This is a genomic window from Yoonia sp., from assembly GCF_017854415.1.
Taxonomy (GTDB): domain Bacteria; phylum Pseudomonadota; class Alphaproteobacteria; order Rhodobacterales; family Rhodobacteraceae; genus Yoonia.
On record NZ_JAFMHR010000052.1, the window covers coordinates 1 to 18,902 of the forward strand.

At 56.1% G+C, this 18,902-nt stretch carries 24 protein-coding genes, 1 other RNA gene and 1 pseudogene; 12 read left to right on the plus strand and 14 right to left on the minus strand.

Annotated elements, in window-relative coordinates; translation table 11 throughout:
- On the plus strand, positions 1-696 hold a 696-nt coding region (locus tag QZ197_RS07695), incomplete at its 5' end, for a trimethylamine methyltransferase family protein (RefSeq protein WP_296431311.1).
- Between the two features lie 24 nt (positions 697-720).
- Here QZ197_RS07695 and QZ197_RS07700 read toward each other — a convergent pair.
- Positions 721-1,653 carry a zinc ABC transporter substrate-binding protein gene (locus QZ197_RS07700; RefSeq protein ID WP_296431312.1) on the minus strand — a complete coding sequence of 311 codons (933 nt, stop codon included), beginning with the start codon at positions 1,651-1,653 and terminating at the stop codon, positions 721-723.
- A gap of 69 nt (positions 1,654-1,722) precedes the next feature.
- Here QZ197_RS07700 and QZ197_RS07705 point away from each other — a divergent pair, with 69 nt between their 5' ends.
- Genes QZ197_RS07705 through QZ197_RS07715 form a run of 3 tightly spaced genes read left to right on the plus strand, consistent with a single transcriptional unit; the run spans position 1,723 to position 3,749 of the window.
- A complete protein-coding gene (locus QZ197_RS07705; RefSeq protein WP_296431313.1) occupies positions 1,723-2,202 on the plus strand; it encodes a transcriptional repressor in 480 nt (159 codons plus the stop codon).
- Positions 2,199-2,948, plus strand: a complete 750-nt coding sequence (locus tag QZ197_RS07710) for a metal ABC transporter ATP-binding protein (RefSeq protein ID WP_296431314.1) — start codon at positions 2,199-2,201, stop codon at positions 2,946-2,948. The genes QZ197_RS07705 and QZ197_RS07710 overlap by 4 nt, the downstream gene beginning before the upstream one ends.
- Positions 2,949-3,749: a metal ABC transporter permease gene (locus QZ197_RS07715; RefSeq protein ID WP_296431315.1), complete on the plus strand. Its 801-nt coding sequence runs from the start codon at positions 2,949-2,951 to the stop codon at positions 3,747-3,749.
- Here QZ197_RS07715 and dtd read toward each other — a convergent pair.
- The 11 genes and pseudogenes from dtd to QZ197_RS07770 all read right to left on the minus strand — a co-directional run bounded on the left by dtd (position 3,746) and on the right by QZ197_RS07770 (position 12,809).
- Positions 3,746-4,183: a D-aminoacyl-tRNA deacylase gene (gene dtd / locus QZ197_RS07720; RefSeq protein WP_296431316.1), complete on the minus strand. Its 438-nt coding sequence runs from the start codon at positions 4,181-4,183 to the stop codon at positions 3,746-3,748. The genes QZ197_RS07715 and dtd overlap by 4 nt on opposite strands.
- Entirely contained in the window at positions 4,180-5,094 is a 915-nt protein-coding gene (locus tag QZ197_RS07725) for a carbohydrate kinase (protein ID WP_296431317.1), read from the minus strand. Before QZ197_RS07725 ends, dtd begins: the two co-directional genes overlap by 4 nt.
- A 32-nt stretch (positions 5,095-5,126) precedes the next feature.
- A complete protein-coding gene (locus QZ197_RS07730) occupies positions 5,127-6,230 on the minus strand; it encodes a primosomal protein N' (replication factor Y) - superfamily II helicase (RefSeq protein ID WP_296431318.1) in 1,104 nt (367 codons plus the stop codon).
- Between the two features lie 28 nt (positions 6,231-6,258).
- The gene (locus QZ197_RS07735) at positions 6,259-7,365 is read right to left on the minus strand and encodes an SPFH domain-containing protein (protein ID WP_296431319.1); all 1,107 of its coding nucleotides are present in this window, start codon (positions 7,363-7,365) and stop codon (positions 6,259-6,261) included.
- Between the two features lie 17 nt (positions 7,366-7,382).
- Positions 7,383-7,982: a hypothetical protein gene (locus QZ197_RS07740; protein ID WP_296431320.1), complete on the minus strand. Its 600-nt coding sequence runs from the start codon at positions 7,980-7,982 to the stop codon at positions 7,383-7,385.
- Positions 7,983-7,993: 11 nt separating this feature from the next.
- Complete coding sequence (locus QZ197_RS07745; protein ID WP_296431321.1) at positions 7,994-8,920, minus strand: DUF2927 domain-containing protein; 927 nt, start codon at positions 8,918-8,920, stop codon at positions 7,994-7,996.
- A 36-nt stretch (positions 8,921-8,956) separates the two neighbouring features.
- Positions 8,957-10,150, minus strand: a complete 1,194-nt coding sequence (locus tag QZ197_RS07750; protein WP_296431322.1) for a toxic anion resistance protein — start codon at positions 10,148-10,150, stop codon at positions 8,957-8,959.
- Positions 10,150-11,043, minus strand: a complete 894-nt coding sequence (locus QZ197_RS07755; protein ID WP_296431323.1) for a 5-bromo-4-chloroindolyl phosphate hydrolysis family protein — start codon at positions 11,041-11,043, stop codon at positions 10,150-10,152. The genes QZ197_RS07750 and QZ197_RS07755 overlap by 1 nt, the downstream gene beginning before the upstream one ends.
- A complete protein-coding gene (locus QZ197_RS07760; protein WP_296431324.1) occupies positions 11,043-11,246 on the minus strand; it encodes a hypothetical protein in 204 nt (67 codons plus the stop codon). Before QZ197_RS07760 ends, QZ197_RS07755 begins: the two co-directional genes overlap by 1 nt.
- Before the next feature lie 56 nt (positions 11,247-11,302).
- Positions 11,303-11,944: pseudogene (locus QZ197_RS07765) on the minus strand (tellurium resistance protein TerC); the annotation flags it as partial.
- A 64-nt stretch (positions 11,945-12,008) separates the two neighbouring features.
- Positions 12,009-12,809: a pseudouridine synthase gene (locus QZ197_RS07770; protein ID WP_296431325.1), complete on the minus strand. Its 801-nt coding sequence runs from the start codon at positions 12,807-12,809 to the stop codon at positions 12,009-12,011.
- 89 nt (positions 12,810-12,898) lie between these two features.
- Here QZ197_RS07770 and QZ197_RS07775 point away from each other — a divergent pair, with 89 nt between their 5' ends.
- From QZ197_RS07775 to rpmG, 8 genes are all read left to right on the plus strand, one after another.
- Positions 12,899-13,345, plus strand: coding sequence for a nucleoside deaminase (locus QZ197_RS07775; RefSeq protein ID WP_296431326.1), 447 nt, complete (start codon positions 12,899-12,901; stop codon positions 13,343-13,345).
- Between the two features lie 9 nt (positions 13,346-13,354).
- Complete coding sequence (locus QZ197_RS07780) at positions 13,355-14,008, plus strand: ceramidase domain-containing protein (RefSeq protein WP_296431327.1); 654 nt, start codon at positions 13,355-13,357, stop codon at positions 14,006-14,008.
- 32 nt (positions 14,009-14,040) lie between these two features.
- Positions 14,041-14,328, plus strand: coding sequence for an Asp-tRNA(Asn)/Glu-tRNA(Gln) amidotransferase subunit GatC (gene gatC / locus QZ197_RS07785; RefSeq protein ID WP_296431328.1), 288 nt, complete (start codon positions 14,041-14,043; stop codon positions 14,326-14,328).
- Positions 14,328-15,815 carry an Asp-tRNA(Asn)/Glu-tRNA(Gln) amidotransferase subunit GatA gene (gene gatA, locus QZ197_RS07790; protein ID WP_296431329.1) on the plus strand — a complete coding sequence of 496 codons (1,488 nt, stop codon included), beginning with the start codon at positions 14,328-14,330 and terminating at the stop codon, positions 15,813-15,815. Before gatC ends, gatA begins: the two co-directional genes overlap by 1 nt.
- A gap of 37 nt (positions 15,816-15,852) precedes the next feature.
- Complete coding sequence (locus tag QZ197_RS07795; protein WP_296431330.1) at positions 15,853-16,611, plus strand: hypothetical protein; 759 nt, start codon at positions 15,853-15,855, stop codon at positions 16,609-16,611.
- Between the two features lie 2 nt (positions 16,612-16,613).
- Entirely contained in the window at positions 16,614-17,300 is a 687-nt protein-coding gene (locus tag QZ197_RS07800; protein WP_363157886.1) for an N-acetylmuramoyl-L-alanine amidase, read from the plus strand.
- 12 nt (positions 17,301-17,312) lie between these two features.
- An RNA gene (rnpB, locus tag QZ197_RS07805) (RNase P RNA component class A) lies at positions 17,313-17,708 on the plus strand.
- Between the two features lie 118 nt (positions 17,709-17,826).
- Positions 17,827-17,994, plus strand: coding sequence for a 50S ribosomal protein L33 (rpmG, locus tag QZ197_RS07810; RefSeq protein WP_009159342.1), 168 nt, complete (start codon positions 17,827-17,829; stop codon positions 17,992-17,994).
- Positions 17,995-18,055: 61 nt separating this feature from the next.
- On the opposite strand, the gene QZ197_RS07815 is transcribed toward rpmG, so the two are convergent.
- Complete coding sequence (locus QZ197_RS07815) at positions 18,056-18,445, minus strand: MAPEG family protein (protein WP_296431331.1); 390 nt, start codon at positions 18,443-18,445, stop codon at positions 18,056-18,058.
- A gap of 77 nt (positions 18,446-18,522) precedes the next feature.
- A partial coding sequence (locus QZ197_RS07820; protein ID WP_296431332.1) for a Bax inhibitor-1/YccA family protein occupies positions 18,523-18,902 on the minus strand: 380 nt, incomplete at its 5' end.

Here is an 18,902-nt window from a genome sequence, read left to right on the forward strand (position 1 = left end):
GCGATCAGCGCGATCGCCCTGTTCCAATACGTGCGCCCGGGTGCACCTTGCGTGATTGGGACATTTACCAGCAACGTCGATATGAAATCAGGCGCGCCGGCATTCGGGACGCCAGAATATATGCGCGCCACGCAAATGACAGGCCAAATGGCGCGGTTCTATGGGTTGCCAATGCGCGCCTCGGGCGTCTGTGCGGCCAATGTGCCGGACGGACAGGCGATGTGGGAAACGTCGAATAGCCTTTGGTCCGCGGTGCAATCGGGAACAAACGTTGTCTATCACGCCGCTGGTTGGCTGGAAGGCGGGTTGATCGCGTCACCAGAGAAATTCGTGATGGATTGCGAAGTGATCCAGATGATCCAACGCTATATGGAACCGCAGATTGTCGCCACAACGCCGGATGATATTGCGATTGATGCGATCAAAGAGGTCGGGCCCAACGGACACTTCTTTGGCATACAGCACACCCAAGACCGCTATGAAGATGCGTTTTACCAGCCCATCGTGTCAGACTGGCGCAATTTTGAAGCTTGGGAAGTCGCAGGCGGTACGTGGACAGCAGAACGTGCGCACGGCACATTCAAAGACATTATAGCGAGTTTCGAAGAACCACCGATGGATGAAGCGGTCAAAGAAGAGTTGAAGGCGTTTGTCGACCGGCGCAAATCCGAGGGAGGCGCGCCGACCGACTTTTAGGAGTAAGGTGGATTGAAATCCACTTTACATGCCGTTCCCTAGGCAAGTTTCAAAACCGTCTGCAAGCCGGCTCATCATCGCTTCGTAGAGTGCGGGGCCTGCCTCAAGTCCACGCCCAATGCCGTCAATCTGCACTGTGTTTGCGGATGTACCTTCGGTAATGACGGCGGCCCAACGCTCACCGATTGCCACGTCGCTAAACACGCAAACGACGTTGTTGGCCGCCATGTCATCGCGCAAGGCGCCAATTTGGGCGGGGCCAGGGCTACGGGCGTCTATGCCTGCAATCGCGGCCTGTGCAGTTAATCCGAAACGTGCCTCGAAATACTGATAACCGTCGTGCGGCAGGACATAAGCTTTGTCGGTTACGGCTTCGAGTTGCTCTGAAATCCCTTCGGAAAGGGCATCAAAGCGGGTCACTGCGGCGTCCGCATTTGCGGTGTAGATTGCGGCATTTGCCGGATCAATCGACCCAAGCTGTGTTGCGATTTCTTGAGCCCAAACACCCGCAATCTTCGGGTCTAGCCAAGCATGCGGGTCAAAATCGCCATGGTCATGCACGTGGTCATGTGCGTGCTCGTCATGATCGTCATGATCATCGTGCCCGCCATGGTCTTTGACGTCACGGATGTCTAACTGCTCCCATCCGGGTACATCCAGCAAACTGATGTGTGCCGCCTGCGGGGCGAGCGTTTCAAGGGGCTCTGAAAGCCAAGGCGTCAGACCTTCGCCAACCCAGATCACTATCCCGGCTTCACCCAAACGGGCTGCATCGCTAGGACGCAAAGCAAAATCATGCGGATCGGCACCTGGCGGCAAAAGAAGATCAGGCGTGCCCAAATCGCTCATTACCTGGGCTGCAATGCTATGGACCGGCGCGATATCGGTCATGACGGCGGGCACATCTGCAAAAGCAGAGACGGGCAGCAAACAGGTCGAACAGAGTAGGCGAATCATTGAGTGGTCCTTGTCCTTTGGGTGCGAGGCTGGTATAAGTTGTATGTTATAACATCACAAGTCAGAATTATGCCCCACGATACCTTAGGTTTTTCCAACCACGACCATAGCAGTTGCATGCGCACGGCACTTGATGCCGCAGATGCCGCTTGTCTTGCGCGCAAGGTGCAACTGACGCCAGTGCGTCGCCGCGTGCTTGAGATTTTGCTCGAAAGTCATTCCGCAATGGGCGCTTATGACGTGCTGGCGCGCTTGGATGCCGAAGGCTTAGGATCAAAACCACCGGTGGCTTACCGTGCACTTGGCTTTTTAGTCGAACAGGGCTTTGTGCACCGTATCGAGCGCCTGAACGCATTCATCGCCTGTGCCCATCCCGGTGCGGCCCATGATCCAGCCTTTATGATCTGCCGCGCTTGCGGAACGGTGGCCGAGGCCGAGGCAACCGCCGCACTTGCACAATCCGCGGCCTTAAGCGGGTTTCAGGTTGAGCAGACCGTGATTGAGGCCGAGGGACTTTGCCCGTCTTGCCAGCCACAGGTCACGACATGAGCCTGATTGAAGCCCAAAACGTAGACTTTGGACACGGTGGCCAACGCGTGCTGCAAGGCGTTAGTCTTGCGTTAAATGCGGGTGAAATCGTCACGATTGTTGGCCCTAACGGGTCAGGTAAATCAACACTGCTGCGGGTGATGATCGGTGCTTTGAAACCCCAAAAAGGCAAAGTTACCCGCCAAGACGGGCTGCGCATCGGGTATGTTCCACAAAAGCTGCATATCGATCCGACGCTCCCGATCACTGTGGATAGGTTCTTGAACTTGCCCCATCGGGTTGACCCAACCGCCGCTAAACAAGCGCTTGCAACGGCTGGTGTCGCTGGGGTTGGCAATCGGCAGATGTCGCAGCTTTCAGGGGGGCAGTTTCAACGGGTTCTGTTGGCCCGCGCGATCTTGCCGAAGCCACATGTACTGATGCTTGATGAAGCCACGCAGGGATTGGACCAGCCCGGTTCCGCCGCGTTCTATCGCCAGATTGACGCGGTGCGCCGTGATCTTGGCTGCGCCGTTCTTATGGTCAGTCATGAGTTGCACGTTGTAATGAGCGCGTCTGACCGTGTCATTTGCCTGAACGGACATATCTGTTGCGAAGGCACGCCAGAGGTCGTTTCCGCAGCCCCCGCTTACCGTGAACTTTTCGGGACAGGCACGGGAGGCGCTTTGGCGCTATACCGGCACGATCATGATCACGGACATGACCACGACCACGATGGGCACCACCACCATAAGGCTGCTGAATAGATGTTGGATGACTTTCTTGTCCGCGCGGCACTCGCGGGTGTTGGCACGGCAATTGCTGCCGGGCTTTTGGGGTGTTTTGTCGTCTGGCGGCGCATGGCCTATTTCGGTGACGCGACAGCGCATGCAGCCGTCTTAGGTGTCGCGTTGGCATTGTTGTTTGGAACCTCGATCACGCTTGGTGTCGGTGCCGTCGCGTTGCTGATGGCCGTGCTGATCCATGGACTTAGCGGTCAGGGCGCTGCCGTTGATACAATGTTGGGCGTTCTGGCGCATGGCGCGCTCGCGCTGGGCTTGGTTGCTGTGACGCTGATCCCGGGGCAGCGCATTGATCTTGACGCTTATCTTTTTGGCGACGTCTTAAGTGTTACGCGCACAGATTTGGCCGTGATCTGGGGCGGCGGGGCGGTGGTAGTCGCTACACTCTGGTGGCACTGGTCGGCAATGCTCACTGCGACACTCAGTTCTGATTTAGCTTATGCGGCAGGGATCAACCCGCGGCGCGAGCAACTGGTTTTGACACTGCTTTTGGCTGCGGTCGTTGCTGTTGCGATCAAGGTTGTTGGCGCGCTTTTGATCACCGCTTTGTTGATTATCCCGGCCGCAGCGGCGCGCAACTACGCCTCGACGCCTGAGCGCATGGCGCTGCTTTCTATGGCCATTGGTGCGTTGTCCGCAATTGCAGGTTTGCGGCTTGCGGTGATCTTTGACACCACGGTTGGTCCCGCGATTATTTGTGTGGCGGCGTCCATCTTTGCGGTTAGTGCGATGGGCACAGCGCTGCGCCGTTTGCGGAGCGCTTAGACGTCCATCCAAATGGTCACAGGGCCATCATTGGTCAGGCTGACGGCCATATCAGCGCCAAACGCACCTGTTGCAACGGTGATGCCCAGAGCCGCAACATCAGCGGCAAAGCTTTCGTAAAGCGTGCGGCCCTCGTCGGGCTTAGCAGCCGTAGAAAATCCGGGGCGGTTGCCGCGTGACGTATCTGCGGCCAGCGTGAACTGGCTAACGATCAAAGCTGCACCACCGATATCTACTAGCGAGCGGTTCATCTTGCCCGCCTCATCTTTGAATATGCGCAGCTTGCTGATTTTGGCGGCAAGGGCCGCGCCTTTGGCGGCATCGTCGCCTTCCATTGCACAAATCAGGATCAATAGACCTTGGTCAATTTCGCCAATCACGGCCCCTTCGACGGCAACCGACGCCGCAGAAACCCGTTGGATCAGCGCTCTCAAACTTCTGATGCCCAAGGCGGGTTTGCGCCCGCGCGACTGACCGTTATCGCGGCAACCTTGGCACCAAAGGCCAAAGCGTTGCGGATCGTAGGCGCGTCCAGATTTGCGATAGTGTCTTTGTGCAATGCATCCGCGTGATGCAAGCTGGCCAGCACGCCCGCATTGAACGTATCACCGGCGCCGACCGTATCAACGACCGTCGCTTTTTCGGCCGAAACAAAAACTGTGTGGTTCGGGGTGTATGCTGTTACGCCGGTCGCCCCTTGGGTGATGCATAGCAGCTTTACGCCACCTTCGACCAGGCGGTGGGCGGCGTCTTTGGTGCTGTCGTCCGGCATGAACCAAGCGAGGTCTTCGTCTGACAGCTTAACAATATCGCATTGGTCCATCATGCGCCTGATGCGCGCGCGGTAGAGGTCTGCATCTTTGATGAAAGACGGACGCACATTGGGGTCCATCATCACAACTGCATGGGGGGCGTGCTGCGCCACCAAGGCCTCATATGCTTGCGCACAGGGCTCAACAGCCAGTGAAATGCCACCGACGAACAACGTTTGCGGGGACACATCAGGCAGATCATCCGGCGAAAGCATCCGCCCGGCAGTATTTTCATCATAAAACGCATATGACGCATGCCCGTCCGTCAGGGTCACAAAAGCAAGCGTCGTGGGGCGGTCAGAGATCGCAGCGGGGCTGCTATCAACCGATGATGCCGCCAGCTGCTTTCGCAGCACATCGCCAAATAGATCAGAGGAAATGCCGGAAAAGAACTGTACCGGCACATCAAGACGGCCCAAAGCAATGCTTGTGTTGAAAACCGCGCCACCCGCATGTGGTGCAAAGGCATTTTCGCCAACCACAGTTTCGCGTGGCAACATATCAATCAGGGCTTCGCCCGCACATAGGATCATCGCTGGACCTTTCTTAACTTGCTGGCCTTTGGTTATTGGCTGTTAGCGATAACAAATCCTGCAATAAGCGCAAGTATAAGACCGATAAGAACCGCAAATGCAATCTTCCATGCAGAATAAGGACGCTCGCCCTGCACCCGGCCCGTGCGCCCGTTCACGACAAAGCGGTAGGTTTTGCCGCGATATTTGTAAGCGGCAAGCCAGACGGGCAGCAGGATATGCTTGAAGGTCACATCGCTGACATCCGTGTTCACTTGCCCAATGCGTTGATCATCTCCGCCAATATCGTATTTTACATCGCGCCGGATCATGCGGTCCATATAGGCGCGGGCTTCGGTGAAACCATCGACCAGTTCAACCTGATATCCTTCGGCGCGGAAGCCCGCGAGGTATTCCGGTTTGTAGGGTTCAAGTGCGGATAAGTCCCAAGGTTCCAAACCATCGGTGTATTTCTTGGGTAGTGATTTTGAGGCCAAAACCAGCACATCGTCAAAGAACCGCGCAACGCGGCCGGAAACGCCACGCCAGCGGGTTTTGCGGACCTGTACTTGCTGGCGCTTGCCGTCACGCATGACTGTTCGTGTTTCGTAGTAATGCGTACCGCGTTGGCCGGTATATTGGCTTTTTGTATCCGCATCAAAGGTCCAGTACGGCACATAGATACCGTTCATTTTCCGCCCCTTGCGGGCGTATTCCGTGAGCCCATTTGGCGCAAACCAAAGACTGCCAAGCCAGGTGACGACTTCTTTGCGGGCAGCGCGTTCTTCGAGTGCAAAGGGCAACAGTCCGCGCGGTTTGATATGCCTATGCGCGCCGGTATCTGTGACGACCGGGGTGGCGCAAAACGGGCATTCGGCCGCGTGAATATCGGCGTCAAATTCGGTTTGCGCGCCACAGTTGGGACAAGTTGTAACGCGGGTTTCCTCAATATCGGCGTCAGCAAGCCGGTCATTTACGGCCTGTGTAAAATCCAGCTCCTGGATACTGCTGGTCCAAGGTCCACTGCTTTCGATGGGTGCCGCATTCCCGCAATGGTCGCAGGTCAGCTGGTTTTGCGCAGGGTCGAACCGCAGGTCAGACCCGCAGTTGTCACAAGGAAAGCGGTGGTCCGCCGTAGAAATAGAACCGTCAGCCATCAAAGCATCTTTTGTATGAAAGCTAGGGTCATGCGCCCGGCGGCGGTGGCGGCATGATGGTGAACAGTTGCGCAAGTTCCATCACATCACCTGCCGCGATCCAGCCGTCTTGGCCTTGTGTCCAGACCATGCTTTCGCGACCGAGTGTGCCGTCTGTGACCATGCGGCCCATTGCAGCTTTGGAAAACGGTCCCGTCACGTCGCCCGCGACGGCGATATGCCAAACATGTTCGACCGGTGGGGGCGGTGGCGGTGGGGCGGCGGCGGGGGCTGCACCCCAAGGGCCGCCCTGTGCCATTTGTCCGGCCATTGCCATGCCCATGCCAGCGCCTAAACCGGCAGCCATCCCGCCACCTGCAGGGTTGGACGCGGCAGATGTCATCGCCTCGGCTGCGGAGTACTGGGTGAATTTGCCCAGATCACCAGCAAGACCCATGGAAGTACGCTTATCAAGCGCCTCTTCCACTGCAGGCGGCAAGCTGATGTTTTCAATGTAAAGCTCTGGAATAGTTAAACCGTACTGCGTCATCGTCGCAGAAATCGCGCTGGCGATCAGTTTACCCAGATCAGCGGTATTCGCGGCCATATCCAGCACAGGGATGCCGGATTGTGCGATCACGCGGCTGAATTCTTGTACGATGATATTGCGGATCTGATAACTGATTTCGTCCATGGTGAATTCGCCATCGGTGCCGACGATTTCGCGCAGGAACACGGCAGGATCAGATACCTTCACCGTGTAGGTACCAAAGGCGCGCAAACGAGTTGGGCCGAATTCAGGGTCGCGGACCATAATGGGGTTTTTCGTGCCCCATTTGAGGTTCGAAAAGCGGGTTGTGTTGACGTAGTAAATCTCTGACTTGAACGGGCTTTTAAAGCCGTGATCCCAATGCTGCAGTGTCGTCATGATCGGCATGTTGTTGGTTTCCAACATGTAAAGTCCGGGGGTGAAAACGTCGGCCAACTGGCCTTCGTGCACGAATACAGCGGCTTGGCCCTCGCGGACCGTCAGCTTGGCACCATATTTGATCTCGTGGCCTTCGCGTTGGAATCGCCAAACCATCGTGTCGCGGGTGTTGTCGGTCCAGTGAATGACGTCGATGAATTCACCGGTTAGAAAATCGAAAATGCCCATTGGAGAGCCTCCTTAAGTCAAGATGTGAGCGCGATACACGCCGAAGCGTCCGCATCAACACGCGCGTTTGATTTGAATAGTACGACAAGCGCGATCAACTCGTCATTATCTTTGTAGAGCGCAGAGGCCTCGAAACAGCTGTCAGAGACACCGCTGTCTCCGACGGGGAATACCGTGCCATCGGGTTGCTCTGTGAGGATTGGACCGGGCGACAGATCAATCATCTGTGCTGCGATCTTCTCTGGAAGTGCGATGCTGACCCATGTCTGCTTGGGTGTTTGAAACGCGACATATCCGGATTGTGTCTGTACGATGCCCGATGGGGCTACGCGATCGAATGGGCCGTCAGACCAAACAAGCGCAAAGCCGGACAGGCGCGCGTCTGAGGCCTCGTTGAATATGCCAACGACCCATGCCGTGGTCGGGGGCGTTTCAAGAAAGCCTACTTCGGTGTCTGTCTCCGACAACGGGTCGGAGATGGCGACAGAGGTCTCTGGCATGTCCCAACCGATGCTTTGGGCATAAAATGGTTCAAAGCCGAGTTGGCTTGCGACCCAGTCGCCAAATCGGTCTTCTGCATGGCTGAATGTCGGCAGGCAGAGCATCGGAAGGAGCAAGCAAAGGCGCATCAACTTGCCCCCACAGCCAGATAATCACGCGCGATTACACGCGCAATCGGGGCTGCCGTGGCGGGTGTCATGCCCGTTTGCAGGCGCGGATCGTAGAGCATCCTAAGCAAAAGCTCGTCGTGGATCGTTAGCAATGCGAATTCTTCGTCATCATTAAAGATCGAAGGGCGCGCACCGGGGCTGTCATTGGCAAGGCCCATGCCTTGGGCCAGCTCTTCGTGAATACACGCACTGCGCATGAGATTTGGATGCTCTGCGCGAATCATCGCGACGGCTTTTGTATAGCTGGACTGGCCGGGCGAAAACGTCCCGATGACCACGCACAACTGGTCGCGCGGCAGGTTCACAAAGCTCCGGACAGTCGCGTCCGAGATATTCGGGATCAGTTCGCGCAGGCGGTCGCCATAGCCGCGGCGATCGTCTTCGCCTAAGAACAGCACATGAAAATTGGGATTGCGGTCTGTCATGCGGATAGGAACACCAGAAACACGCGAAAGCCGTGCTGCGTAGGTGCTGACGCTGGCCTCATCAACATTGCGCTGTGCCAAAGCGACGGTATTGCCAAATTCGACCGACATCCGGATCGGCTGCGTCCAGCGGCGCAGGTTTGAAATTGTGGCCTGTGGGCGTTGGAAATCACTGTCGTCGCGGTATTCGTTAAAAAGCGCGATGCGCACGAAATTACGCGCCAATTGTGTATCGCTGAACGGTGTGTCCGCGCCACCGCCATCGCCGCGAAGCAACCCTTGGGTCAAAAGATCATTCTGCAAACGGGCGTAATATGTTGTGAGGTCTTTGCTGGCCTGGCTGGGTTCCTCCACAGGATCAACAAGCGGCTCAGGCGTGGTAATTGGCGGTGGTGTAACAGGGACGGGCGGGGGCGTGCGCAAGTCGCACCCCATCAGGCCCACCGCAAGGGTAAGCATGATGAAGCTCTGTTTGGTGCCCCCAATCGTCATTATTTATTCGGCGCCAGCTGCCGTGCCGATGGTGTCACCGGTACCTGTTTTACGCGCCTTTGCAGAGGCAAGGGTCGCCTTCAACTCTTGCTCCATCTTTTGCAGCTCGGTTTCGGCTTCGGCGCGCTTGCGCTTGCCTTCGTCCGCGATTTCGAGGCTTTCGTTGATGGTGGCAATCAGGTTTGCGTTCGCCTCTTTTACCGCGTTGATATCAAAGACGCCGCGTTCCATTTCGGTACGGATCGTTTTGTTCGCCATGCGCAGGTTTTCGGCGTTGGCTTTCAGCAATTCGTTGGTCAGATCATTGGCGCCGCGCACCGCTTCGGCGGCTTCGGCAGAGCGTTGGATCGTGACGGCTTGGGCCAATTGGGTTTCCCAAAGTGGGACGGTGTTTACCAAGGTCGAGTTGATCTTGGTTACCAATGATTTGTCATTTTCCTGCACCAAGCGGATGGATGGCAACGACTGCATTGTCACCTGACGGGTCAGTTTCAGGTCATGCACGCGGCGTTCCAGGTCATCACGGGCAGAGCGCAGATCGCGCAATTCTTGTGCGACCATGACGGCCTGATCCTCAGGGGCGGCTTGAACTTCGGCTTCTTTCGCAGGGATGGTCGTGGCATCCAAATCGGCAATCTTGGCTTCGCCTGCAGCGATATAAAGGCCCAGTTCATCGTAGAATTGCAGGGTTTTGTCATAAAGCACGTCAAGGCTTTCGATGTCTTTCAGCAGCACATGTTCATGCTTGAGCAGATCACCCGTAATGTGATCAATCTGGCCTTGGACTTCTTCAAAGCGGGCCGCGAATTTCGCCATTGGTGCCGCACGGCCCAACAGTTTTTCCCACCAGCTACGCTCGCGGCGGACATCTAACTCCGAGATCGAAAAACCACGGATCGTGGTCACGATATTGCGCAGGCTGTCACCTGCTGGGCCGACGTCTTTGTTACGCACGCCTGCCAGCATGGATTGGCTGATCACTTGTAATTCTGCTTGCGCGGATGAACCGAAAGACACGATCGAATTGGTCTCGGTGATGTCGATCTCGGCGACGCGGCGTTCGATCTCGGCTGTTGTTGGCGCATCAGCGGCTTCGAGTGTCACCAATTCCCCTTTGGGTTCTGGCAGCACAACTGCGGTGATTTTTTCAACATCAGGGAGGGTCGCTTCGGCTTGCTGGCGGATTGTATCAGACATTAGTCATTCCCTTTTGATTTTAAGCTGACGCCTTCACGCTGTAAGCGATCGCGTAGCACATTGATTTCAATATCCATATCGCTGCGGTCATCGAGCAGCATTTTGTCGGTCCGAGCAGCGAAATTCTGCTCAAGGTCGGTCAGAAGCGCTTCATAGCTGGTGCGCGCATCAGCGTCTTTGTTGCGCCCGTAAAGATCAACGAACTTGACCGTCGCATCACGTGCGCCCATCAAATAAACGCTCAGAAATTTACGTGCACCCGTCAGGTCGCGCGGATCTTCTTCGACCGTGCGGATCATCCGGCGAGCGATTGTTTGGAAATCCTCAACACGTTCGGTAAGGCGCCGATCAGACAAGGCCTGGATCTGTGCTTTCATCACGGCCAAATATGCTTCGGCTTCGTCCACCACACGCGCGACGCGGTCTTGCTGGAAAGTATCAATGCCCTCCATGCGCTTGTCAGTCATTGGATCGATACCGAACGTGACCGTATGCAGACCCGCGGCAGCTAAGCCATAAAGAACCGATCCGATGATGCCAGTATCGCCAAGATATGCGGCAATAGTGACACCGATTCCTGTCAAAGCAGTGGCCAGCATCTTGCGTGGAACAGCAGGGCGGCGCGCAACCTTGCGTGCGTTATACGCAGCCTCTGCTTGCAAACCTTCTTGTAGTAACCAAGCGGCTAGCGTCAGAACCGCACCACCGACCAAAGCCGTGACCAGTGCGACTGGACCATCGTTCAATGATGTGAACACCAAGATCGCGGCGGGCACATAAAGCAAGCGGGCTTGCGAACCAGCTTTTTTGATCTGCCGTTCGTCCACGACCGCATCACGGGGGGCATTTGCTTGCCCGTCAGGGCTAAATTTGCCGCCAAACTTCTTGGCCATTATGCAGCCCCCAACCAACCGGTCGTGACGCCAAACAGCAAAACAACCAGCAAAACATATGTAATCCGTCGAAACTTCGCGGGCATAAAATCGTCGTCCTTTCCAACGCCAACTTGTGTGACGTCTTGAATTGTCCTCAGGAGACCGGTGATTGCTATTGCGGCCACTGCCACAAACGCCACCAAGAGGATCAATCGCATCATGTCTTCGTCACTCCGTCAGTTTTCACCTTCATCAAGATAGGAACGGGCGCGCTAGTTTACGAGTGTTTCTGCAAGGCTGCACGCTCTGCATCCAATTTTCGTCTATAACCCGACTGGATGATTTCCACTGCAACCAGCACCACGACAGAGAAGTAGAATGTGGATTTTGACATCGGGATAATATCCTGCCCGAAGACCATGATTTTCAAGCTGTCATCATGCATCGCGTGGGCGGCAGCGGGGCCTGCCTCGCCCAATAAGACCACACCAACAATCAGCAGGATAAACAGGCCTAGCACTTCGTACATGCGGTTCTTTTCCAAGAACTGCGCGACGCTGTCGGCCAGCAACAACATCGCCAACCCCGAGAGAAGGATCGCCGTCGCAAGGATCGGGAACACATCTGTGATCGCCAGTGCTGACAGCACAGAATCAAACGAAAAGATCAGGTTCATAAGAACAATTAGCATCACGACTTTAACGGCAGATTTACCGCCTTTGCCTTCGACGTCGTGATCAAGGTTATCCATGGACAACATGTGCCCGATTTCCTTGACAGCAGTGTACATAATGAATGCGCCACCAAAGACAAAAACGATGGTCGCAAAGTTCACGCCACCCTCGATCACGCCGACCCAGTTCATCACAAAGAACGGTTCTGCCAAGGCATCGATCAGGCGGATCATCACAAACAGCAGCTGGTTTGTCCCCCGGGAGAAGTTGTTAGCCCTACCATGCACACGGTTGGGTGCAGGACAAGGTTCAACTCTGGGGCTTTTTCCCCCTAGTGGGACGATTGACAGGCTTTCTGACACGTGTCGGCTTTGGTTTATCCGACATGCCCAACTGGTCACGCACAACGCGTTGTTTGATCTCTTCAACTTCGCCTTGCTTAAGGTTGGCCAACTGGAACGGACCATAGCTGACGCGGATCAAGCGGTTCACCGCGACGCCGACTTCTTGCATCGCGCGGCGGATTTCGCGGTTTTTACCTTCCCGAATGCTGACGGTCAGCCATGCGTTGGCACCTTGCTGGCGATCGAATGTGACGACCATCGGCTGATACTGGATGCCTTCGACCGTGATGCCCGCGCGCAAACGGTCGAGGGTGGCTTCGCTAACCGATCCATTGATGCGGACACGGTAGCGGCGCAGCCAACCAGTGCTGGGCAATTCCAGCTTACGCTTCATTTCGCCGTCATTGGTGAGCAGCAGCAAACCTTCGGAATTCAAATCAAGCCGTCCAACTGACATCACACGCGGCAGGTTTTCAGGCAAAGATGCAAAAACCGTCGGGCGGTCTTTTTCGTCACGTTCTGTGGTCACCAGACCGGCGGGCTTGTGGTAAAGCCAAAGGCGCGGCGCGTCAGGTTCGCCCACAGTTTTGCCGTCCACAACAATGCGGTCGTCGGGGGTCACGTTCAACGCGGGGCTGTCAATCAGCTTGCCGTTCACGCTGACGCGGCCAGCTTCGATCATACGCTCTGCTTCGCGACGGCTGGCGATGCCTGCACGGGAAAGAACTTTGGCGATCCGGTCGCCGGAGGGTGGGGTATCTGTCATGTCTCATTCCTTAAGGGCGATCTGTGCTGCGCGCAATTGAATTGCCGCAAAGCCTTGCTGAAATAGGCATGAACAGGCATCAAAGCGCCATGGATTTTCGCAGTTTCATGCATATCGCCTTGGACGAGGCCCGCGCCGCCGCCACGCGCGGCGAAGTGCCTGTGGGTGCAGTCGTCGTCGGATCTGATGGCGTTATCGCGCAAGCAGGTAACCGGACCCGTGAATTGAAAGACCCAACTGCCCATGCAGAGGTTCTTGCGATCCGTGCCGCGTGCACCGCAATGGGGCAAGAACGTCTGACAGGCTGTGACCTCTACGTGACGTTGGAACCATGCCCGATGTGCGCCGCAGCGATCAGTAATGCGCGGATTGCACGGCTGTATTTCGGCGCAGCTGATCCGAAATCAGGCGGCGTCGCGCAAGGGCCGCGTGTGTTTAGTCATCCGCAATGCCATCATGTGCCAGAGGTCTATGACGGGCTTGACACATCCACGTCTGAAGCACTTTTGACGACGTTCTTCTCGGAACGCAGGTAAGGCCCAAAAATGGATTGGTTTGAACAGGTCGACGGATACTGCGAACGCACGGATTTCACATATTGGTCCGAACCGTTGAACGCGCTGACCAATATCGCGTTTATCATCGCTGCCTTGATTTTGTGGCGGCGCAGCGCGGGTGTGCCGATGGCGCGGGTTCTTTCAGGCATCTTGGTCGGGATTGGCGTGGGTAGTTTCCTGTTTCACGCGCATGCGACCATCTGGGCATCGGTTGCTGATGTGGTCCCGATTGGCATTTTCATCCTGACGTATTTGTTTGTGGTGAACCGCGATATGGTGCCGATGGGCGGCTGGATGGCAGCCTTTGCAACAGCGCTATTCATTCCATACGCTGCCGCATTGGTGCCTGTGCTGAACCAAGTCCCCTTTATCGCGATTTCGAACTTTTACTGGACCGTGCCGATCTTACTGGCACTTTACGCGATATTTTTGCGCCGCAGGCCGGGAATCGCCCAAGGTTTCTTGATTGGCGCGTCATTGCTTTGCCTGTCTATTACCATCCGCTCGCTTGATGAAATGCTGTGTGATGTGATCCCGATTGGCACACATTTCATGTGGCATGTCCTGAATGGCATCATGTTAGGCTGGATGATCCACGTTTACACACGCCATATGCTTGCGACCGCCCCGCAAGGGCGGTAAACGCGAGAAAAGTTTTACCGGAGAGTTTGTCCATGTCGATCGACATCGAAACAGCCCGCCGCGTGGCCAAATTGGCCCGCATCAAGGTGGAAGACGACGCATTGCCTGCGCTGGCCTCGGAGTTCAGCGCGATTTTGGGCTTTATTGAACAGCTTAACGAAGTGGATGTTGAAGGTGTTGAGCCGATGACATCTGTGACGCCGCAGCGTTTGATGCGCCGTGCCGATGTTGTGACGGACGGGAACCAGCAAGAGGCTGTGTTGAAAAACGCACCTGATTCCCGCGAAGGCTTTTTCGCCGTGCCAAAGGTAGTTGAATAATGACTGAGCTGTCCAAACTGACCATTGCCGGTGCGCGCGACGCGATGCGTAAGGGTGAAACATCGAGTGCTGAAATCACAGCCGACTGTCTAAGCGCCATCGCAGGTGCAGACGCGCTGGGCGCTTTCGTGCACCATACACCTGACATCGCAAAAGATCAGGCTGCGGCCGCTGATGTCCGTATCAAAGCAGGCGATGCGCCTGATATGTGCGGTATCCCGCTGGGTATCAAAGACTTGTTTTGCACCAAAGGCGTGCCGTCGCAGGCCGCATCGCGCATTCTCGAAGGCTTTAAGCCGGAATACGAAAGCACCATCACAAGCAAACTGTTTGGCTCTGGCGCTGTTATGTTGGGCAAGCTCAACATGGATGAATTTGCGATGGGGTCGTCGAACGAGACATCCGTTTATGGCAATGCTGTGAACCCATGGAAGCGCGCAGGCGATGATGCGCCACTGACGCCAGGTGGTTCGTCCGGTGGATCAGCCAGTGCTGTTGCCGCTGATTTATGCTTGGCCGCGACGGGAACGGATACAGGCGGATCAATCCGTCAGCCTGCTGCATTTGTCGGGATCACAGGTCTCAAGCCGACGTATGGCCGTGTGTCGCGTTGGGGAATCGTGGCCTTTGCGTCGTCTCTGGACCAAGCTGGCCCGATGACTAAAGACGTGCGTGACGCAGCAATCATGCTGGGCGCGATGTCTGGCCATGATCCGCTGGATAGCACTAGCGCCGATCTGGCCGTGCCTGATTTTGAAGCGGCCCTGACAGGTGACATTCGCGGCAAAACCATTGGTATCCCCAAAGAATACCGCATGGACGGCATGCCGGCTGAAATTGAAAAGCTGTGGGAAGATGGCACAACGATGTTGAAAGACGCAGGTGCCAACATTGCCGAAATTACACTGCCGCACACAAAATATGCGCTGCCGGCGTACTATGTGATTGCACCAGCAGAGGCATCTTCGAACCTCGCCCGTTATGACGGTGTCCGCTTTGGTCACCGCGCAAAACTTGCAGCAGGCGATGGCATCACAGAGATGTACGAAAAAACCCGCGCCGAGGGTTTCGGTCCAGAAGTGCAGCGCCGTGTGATGGTCGGTACTTATGTGCTGTCTGCGGGCTTCTATGACGCGTATTACAACCGTGCCCGCCGTGTGCGCGCTTTGATCAAGCAGGACTTCGACAAAGTGTTCGCGGATGGTGTCGATGCGATTTTGACGCCTGCAACGCCGTCGGCAGCCTTTGGTTTGGGCGAAATGACGAATGCCAACCCGATCCAGATGTATCTTAACGACGTGTTCACGGTGACAGTAAACCTTGCTGGTCTGCCAGGGATTGCCGTACCAATTGGGCAGGATGCGCAGGGTCTGCCGCTGGGTCTTCAGTTGATTGGACGCCCGTGGGAAGAAGGCGATTTGCTGAATGTGGCCTATAGCCTCGAGCAGTCGGCAGGATTTGTGGCCAAACCCACCAAGTGGTGGTAAGCTTTTTTCAAGAAAATGCAGTGAAGCAGGTATGGTAATGATAAAGTCTTGCGTCTTTATTTCGGTGGCAGCGTTGGTTATTGCCGCGTGTTCGCCGGTCGTGGTTCCGACAGAGCGCGGCGTAGGTTTCGATGACGCGGCTAATCGCGCGCTACGCGACGCGCAGTTGTCCGCGCCTGTTGGCGGTATTGTTCCACCAGCTCAGGTGAACACAATCCCGTCGCAAGCACCATTCGTGCGCACGACACAAAACCCCGCTATTGCGTCGGCTGATCTTGCTGCCGCAGGCATTGGGCAAAATGCCGCACGACCAGCGTTGCCCGCAAATTTGGGTGCTGACCCGCTACGCACGCAAGGTCTTGACGCATCCCCGAGCAATCCCGCGCCGCAGTTGGCGAATTCATCCGGCCTGTCGGACGAGCAGAATTTTGATGCGGTCGCCGGGCGCGAAACAATCGAAAGCGATGCAGAGCGCCGCGCGGCACAAGCCGCTGTCCGTCAGCAGGTGGCCCCAACAGCCGTACCCCAGCGCCCGCGCGATGTCGGACCAGATATCGTTGAGTATGCATTGAATGCGCCGAACATCCTTGGCCAAGAATGGTACAGCCGTTCATTATTGTCCGGCGAAGGGCGGTTCCGCCGCAATTGCGCTGGTTATGCCACACCAGACGACGCACAGCGCGATTTCCTTGCACGCGGTGGACCTGATCGCGACCGTCGCGGCATTGACCCAGACGGAGACGGCTTTGCCTGTGGTTGGGATCCTGCACCATTTAAACAAGCGTTCCGCAACTGAGACTGACAACGCGAGCCTCGCCCAATTGTGGGCCGCGTCGGGAAGGCGCCAAACCCGATCTGGTCGTGATTCACTATACTGCGATGTCCTCTGCGAAGGCGGCTGCAGACACGTTATGCAATCCAGACAACGAAGTTTCCGCGCATTATCTGATTTCTGAAGACGGTGAGGTCCTGTCGCTCGTCCCGGAAGCGATGCGCGCGTGGCATGCAGGCGCGGGGCAATGGGGTGCCGTTTCGGACGTGAACAGTCGCTCGATCGGAATCGAGTTGTCCAATACAGGTCTTGCCCCGTTTGCCGCAGCTCAGATGGATGCCCTGACGGATTTGTTGAAAGGTATCACCGCGCGTTGGGCGATCCGGCCAGAGCGAGTGATTGGCCATTCCGATATGGCACCGGGGCGCAAGATTGACCCTGGTCCACGGTTTGATTGGCGCAGGATTGCGCATGAAGGGATATCTGTTTGGCCTGTTTCGCAAAAACTGCCTCAAGACGTTGGGACCGCGCGCTTTGCGGCAGCAATGGCCGCCTTTGGGTATACCGCGACAAATGACCCAGAACTTTTGCTGGCAACCTTCCGTCTGCGCTTTCGGTCACGCCATACAGGCCCTTTAGATGCCACCGATCTTGCAATGATCTCAGACCTCGCGGCACGCTTTCCCGTTGACGTGAACGCGGCTGTCGCCTAACTGCATTTTTGCGCGGATGGCTGGATGACTGCGGCAGCAATGTCGAGGAAAGTCCGGACTCCAAAAAGCACGGTGCCGGGTAACGCCCGGCGGGGGTAACCCTAGGGATAGCGCCACAGAGAACAGACTACCTGCGTCGCATCTATGGTGCGCATTCGTCAAAGCGCAGGAAAAGGTGAAACGGTGGAGTAAGAGCCCACCGCGCGAGCGGCAACGTAAGCGGCACGGCAAGCCCCACCGGGAGCAATGCCAAATAGGGACCTCGCGTCGCAAGACGGGGATGCTTGAACCCCAGACGGTCCGGGTTGGCAGCTAGAGGGCGCTTGGTAACAGGCGTCTTAGATGAATGGTCATCCATTTGCGGGCAACCGCAGAGGACAAAATCCGGCTTATAGGCCGTCCGCGCATATTCCCCCACTCAAGAGGTGGGTTTACGGTTGACTCGGCCCTCCCTGCGGGTAAAAGGCAGCTTCAATGTTATTCACGCGATGTGCCGCAAGCGGCCCGCAACGAGGAGAGATGAGCCATGGCGAAGCCTACCACCATCAAAATCCGCCTGAACTCCACTGCGGGTACCGGGCATTTCTACGTCACCAAAAAGAACGCACGTACAATGACCGAAAAAATGGTCGTTAATAAGTACGATCCAGTTGTGCGCAAGCACGTGGAATATAAGGAAGGCAAGATCAAGTAATTGATCGCCTGACTGCAATTGATTTGGCCGCGCACTAGCGCGGCCTTTTGCGTTTTGGGGATCAGAAAAGCAGCGTTGCCGCCAGAATCACAATCAGCGCGATTTGTGCAATCAACGTCAGCAACATCCCGTACATGCGCAGCCGCCAATGTGTGCCGTCGATTGCAAAGTAGATGGCGTGCATGATGCGCCCGACGATAAGCAAGATTGCCGCGCCAGTAAGGGCAGACGCCGCGGCACCTTGCGCCTCGGACAAGCCCATCAGAATCAGCGCGATTGGTAGCTGCTCCACCGCGTTAGCGTGGCCCCTGATAGCCTTGGTGAGCGGACGGTCGTTGTTGTCGCCTAGAACGACACCGTCGCGCCTGCGCAGCCGGATGACCTTTGCGGTTAGCAACAAAATGAGCAGACCAGCAAGGACGGCCGTGAACGAAGTAATCGTGAGGGTCATTGTCGGAAATTCGCTTTCAAAAACAAAAAAGGGGCTGATGTTGCCATCAGCCCCTAATCGTTGAAGTTTTTCAATATCTATTCGCGGTTGCCGAACAACTGCAGCAAGAACATAAACATGTTGATAAAGTCGAGGTACAGGTTCAGCGCACCCATGATTGCGGCTTTTGCTAGCCATTCTTGGTCGCCATGTACGGCATGCTCAAGGTAAGTCGTTTTGATTTTCTGCGTGTCATAAGCGGTGAGGCCTGCAAAGATCAGCACACCCAAAATCGAGATCGCGAACATGATTGCAGGGGACTGCAGGAAGATGTTGACGATCATCGCAACGACCAGACCAATCACACCCATGATCAGGAAAGCACCCCAACCAGAGATATCTTTCTTCGTCGTGTAACCATAGAGGCTAAGACCAGCGAAGGCGATCGATGTGATCAAGAAGACTTGGGCAATCGAAA

What these genes read in the sequence shown, in the direction of transcription:
- QZ197_RS07715 (WP_296431315.1), top strand. Translation starts at nt 2,949, where the DNA reads ATGTTGGATGACTTTCTTGTCCGCGCGGCACTCGCGGGTGTTGGCACG.
- QZ197_RS07700 (WP_296431312.1), bottom strand. Translation starts at nt 1,653, where the DNA reads ATGATTCGCCTACTCTGTTCGACCTGTTTGCTGCCCGTCTCTGCTTTT.
- QZ197_RS07725 (WP_296431317.1), bottom strand. Translation starts at nt 5,094, where the DNA reads ATGATCCTATGTGCGGGCGAAGCCCTGATTGATATGTTGCCACGCGAA.
- QZ197_RS07770 (WP_296431325.1), bottom strand. Translation starts at nt 12,809, where the DNA reads ATGACAGATACCCCACCCTCCGGCGACCGGATCGCCAAAGTTCTTTCC.
- QZ197_RS07775 (WP_296431326.1), top strand. Translation starts at nt 12,899, where the DNA reads ATGGATTTTCGCAGTTTCATGCATATCGCCTTGGACGAGGCCCGCGCC.
- QZ197_RS07755 (WP_296431323.1), bottom strand. Translation starts at nt 11,043, where the DNA reads ATGGCCAAGAAGTTTGGCGGCAAATTTAGCCCTGACGGGCAAGCAAAT.
- QZ197_RS07730 (WP_296431318.1), bottom strand. Translation starts at nt 6,230, where the DNA reads ATGGCTGACGGTTCTATTTCTACGGCGGACCACCGCTTTCCTTGTGAC.
- QZ197_RS07710 (WP_296431314.1), top strand. Translation starts at nt 2,199, where the DNA reads ATGAGCCTGATTGAAGCCCAAAACGTAGACTTTGGACACGGTGGCCAA.
- QZ197_RS07780 (WP_296431327.1), top strand. Translation starts at nt 13,355, where the DNA reads ATGGATTGGTTTGAACAGGTCGACGGATACTGCGAACGCACGGATTTC.
- QZ197_RS07745 (WP_296431321.1), bottom strand. Translation starts at nt 8,920, where the DNA reads ATGCTTACCCTTGCGGTGGGCCTGATGGGGTGCGACTTGCGCACGCCC.
- QZ197_RS07705 (WP_296431313.1), top strand. Translation starts at nt 1,723, where the DNA reads ATGCCCCACGATACCTTAGGTTTTTCCAACCACGACCATAGCAGTTGC.
- gatA (WP_296431329.1), top strand. Translation starts at nt 14,328, where the DNA reads ATGACTGAGCTGTCCAAACTGACCATTGCCGGTGCGCGCGACGCGATG.
- QZ197_RS07795 (WP_296431330.1), top strand. Translation starts at nt 15,853, where the DNA reads ATGATAAAGTCTTGCGTCTTTATTTCGGTGGCAGCGTTGGTTATTGCC.
- QZ197_RS07760 (WP_296431324.1), bottom strand. Translation starts at nt 11,246, where the DNA reads ATGATGCGATTGATCCTCTTGGTGGCGTTTGTGGCAGTGGCCGCAATA.
- gatC (WP_296431328.1), top strand. Translation starts at nt 14,041, where the DNA reads ATGTCGATCGACATCGAAACAGCCCGCCGCGTGGCCAAATTGGCCCGC.
- QZ197_RS07735 (WP_296431319.1), bottom strand. Translation starts at nt 7,365, where the DNA reads ATGGGCATTTTCGATTTTCTAACCGGTGAATTCATCGACGTCATTCAC.
- rpmG (WP_009159342.1), top strand. Translation starts at nt 17,827, where the DNA reads ATGGCGAAGCCTACCACCATCAAAATCCGCCTGAACTCCACTGCGGGT.
- QZ197_RS07750 (WP_296431322.1), bottom strand. Translation starts at nt 10,150, where the DNA reads ATGTCTGATACAATCCGCCAGCAAGCCGAAGCGACCCTCCCTGATGTT.
- QZ197_RS07815 (WP_296431331.1), bottom strand. Translation starts at nt 18,445, where the DNA reads ATGACCCTCACGATTACTTCGTTCACGGCCGTCCTTGCTGGTCTGCTC.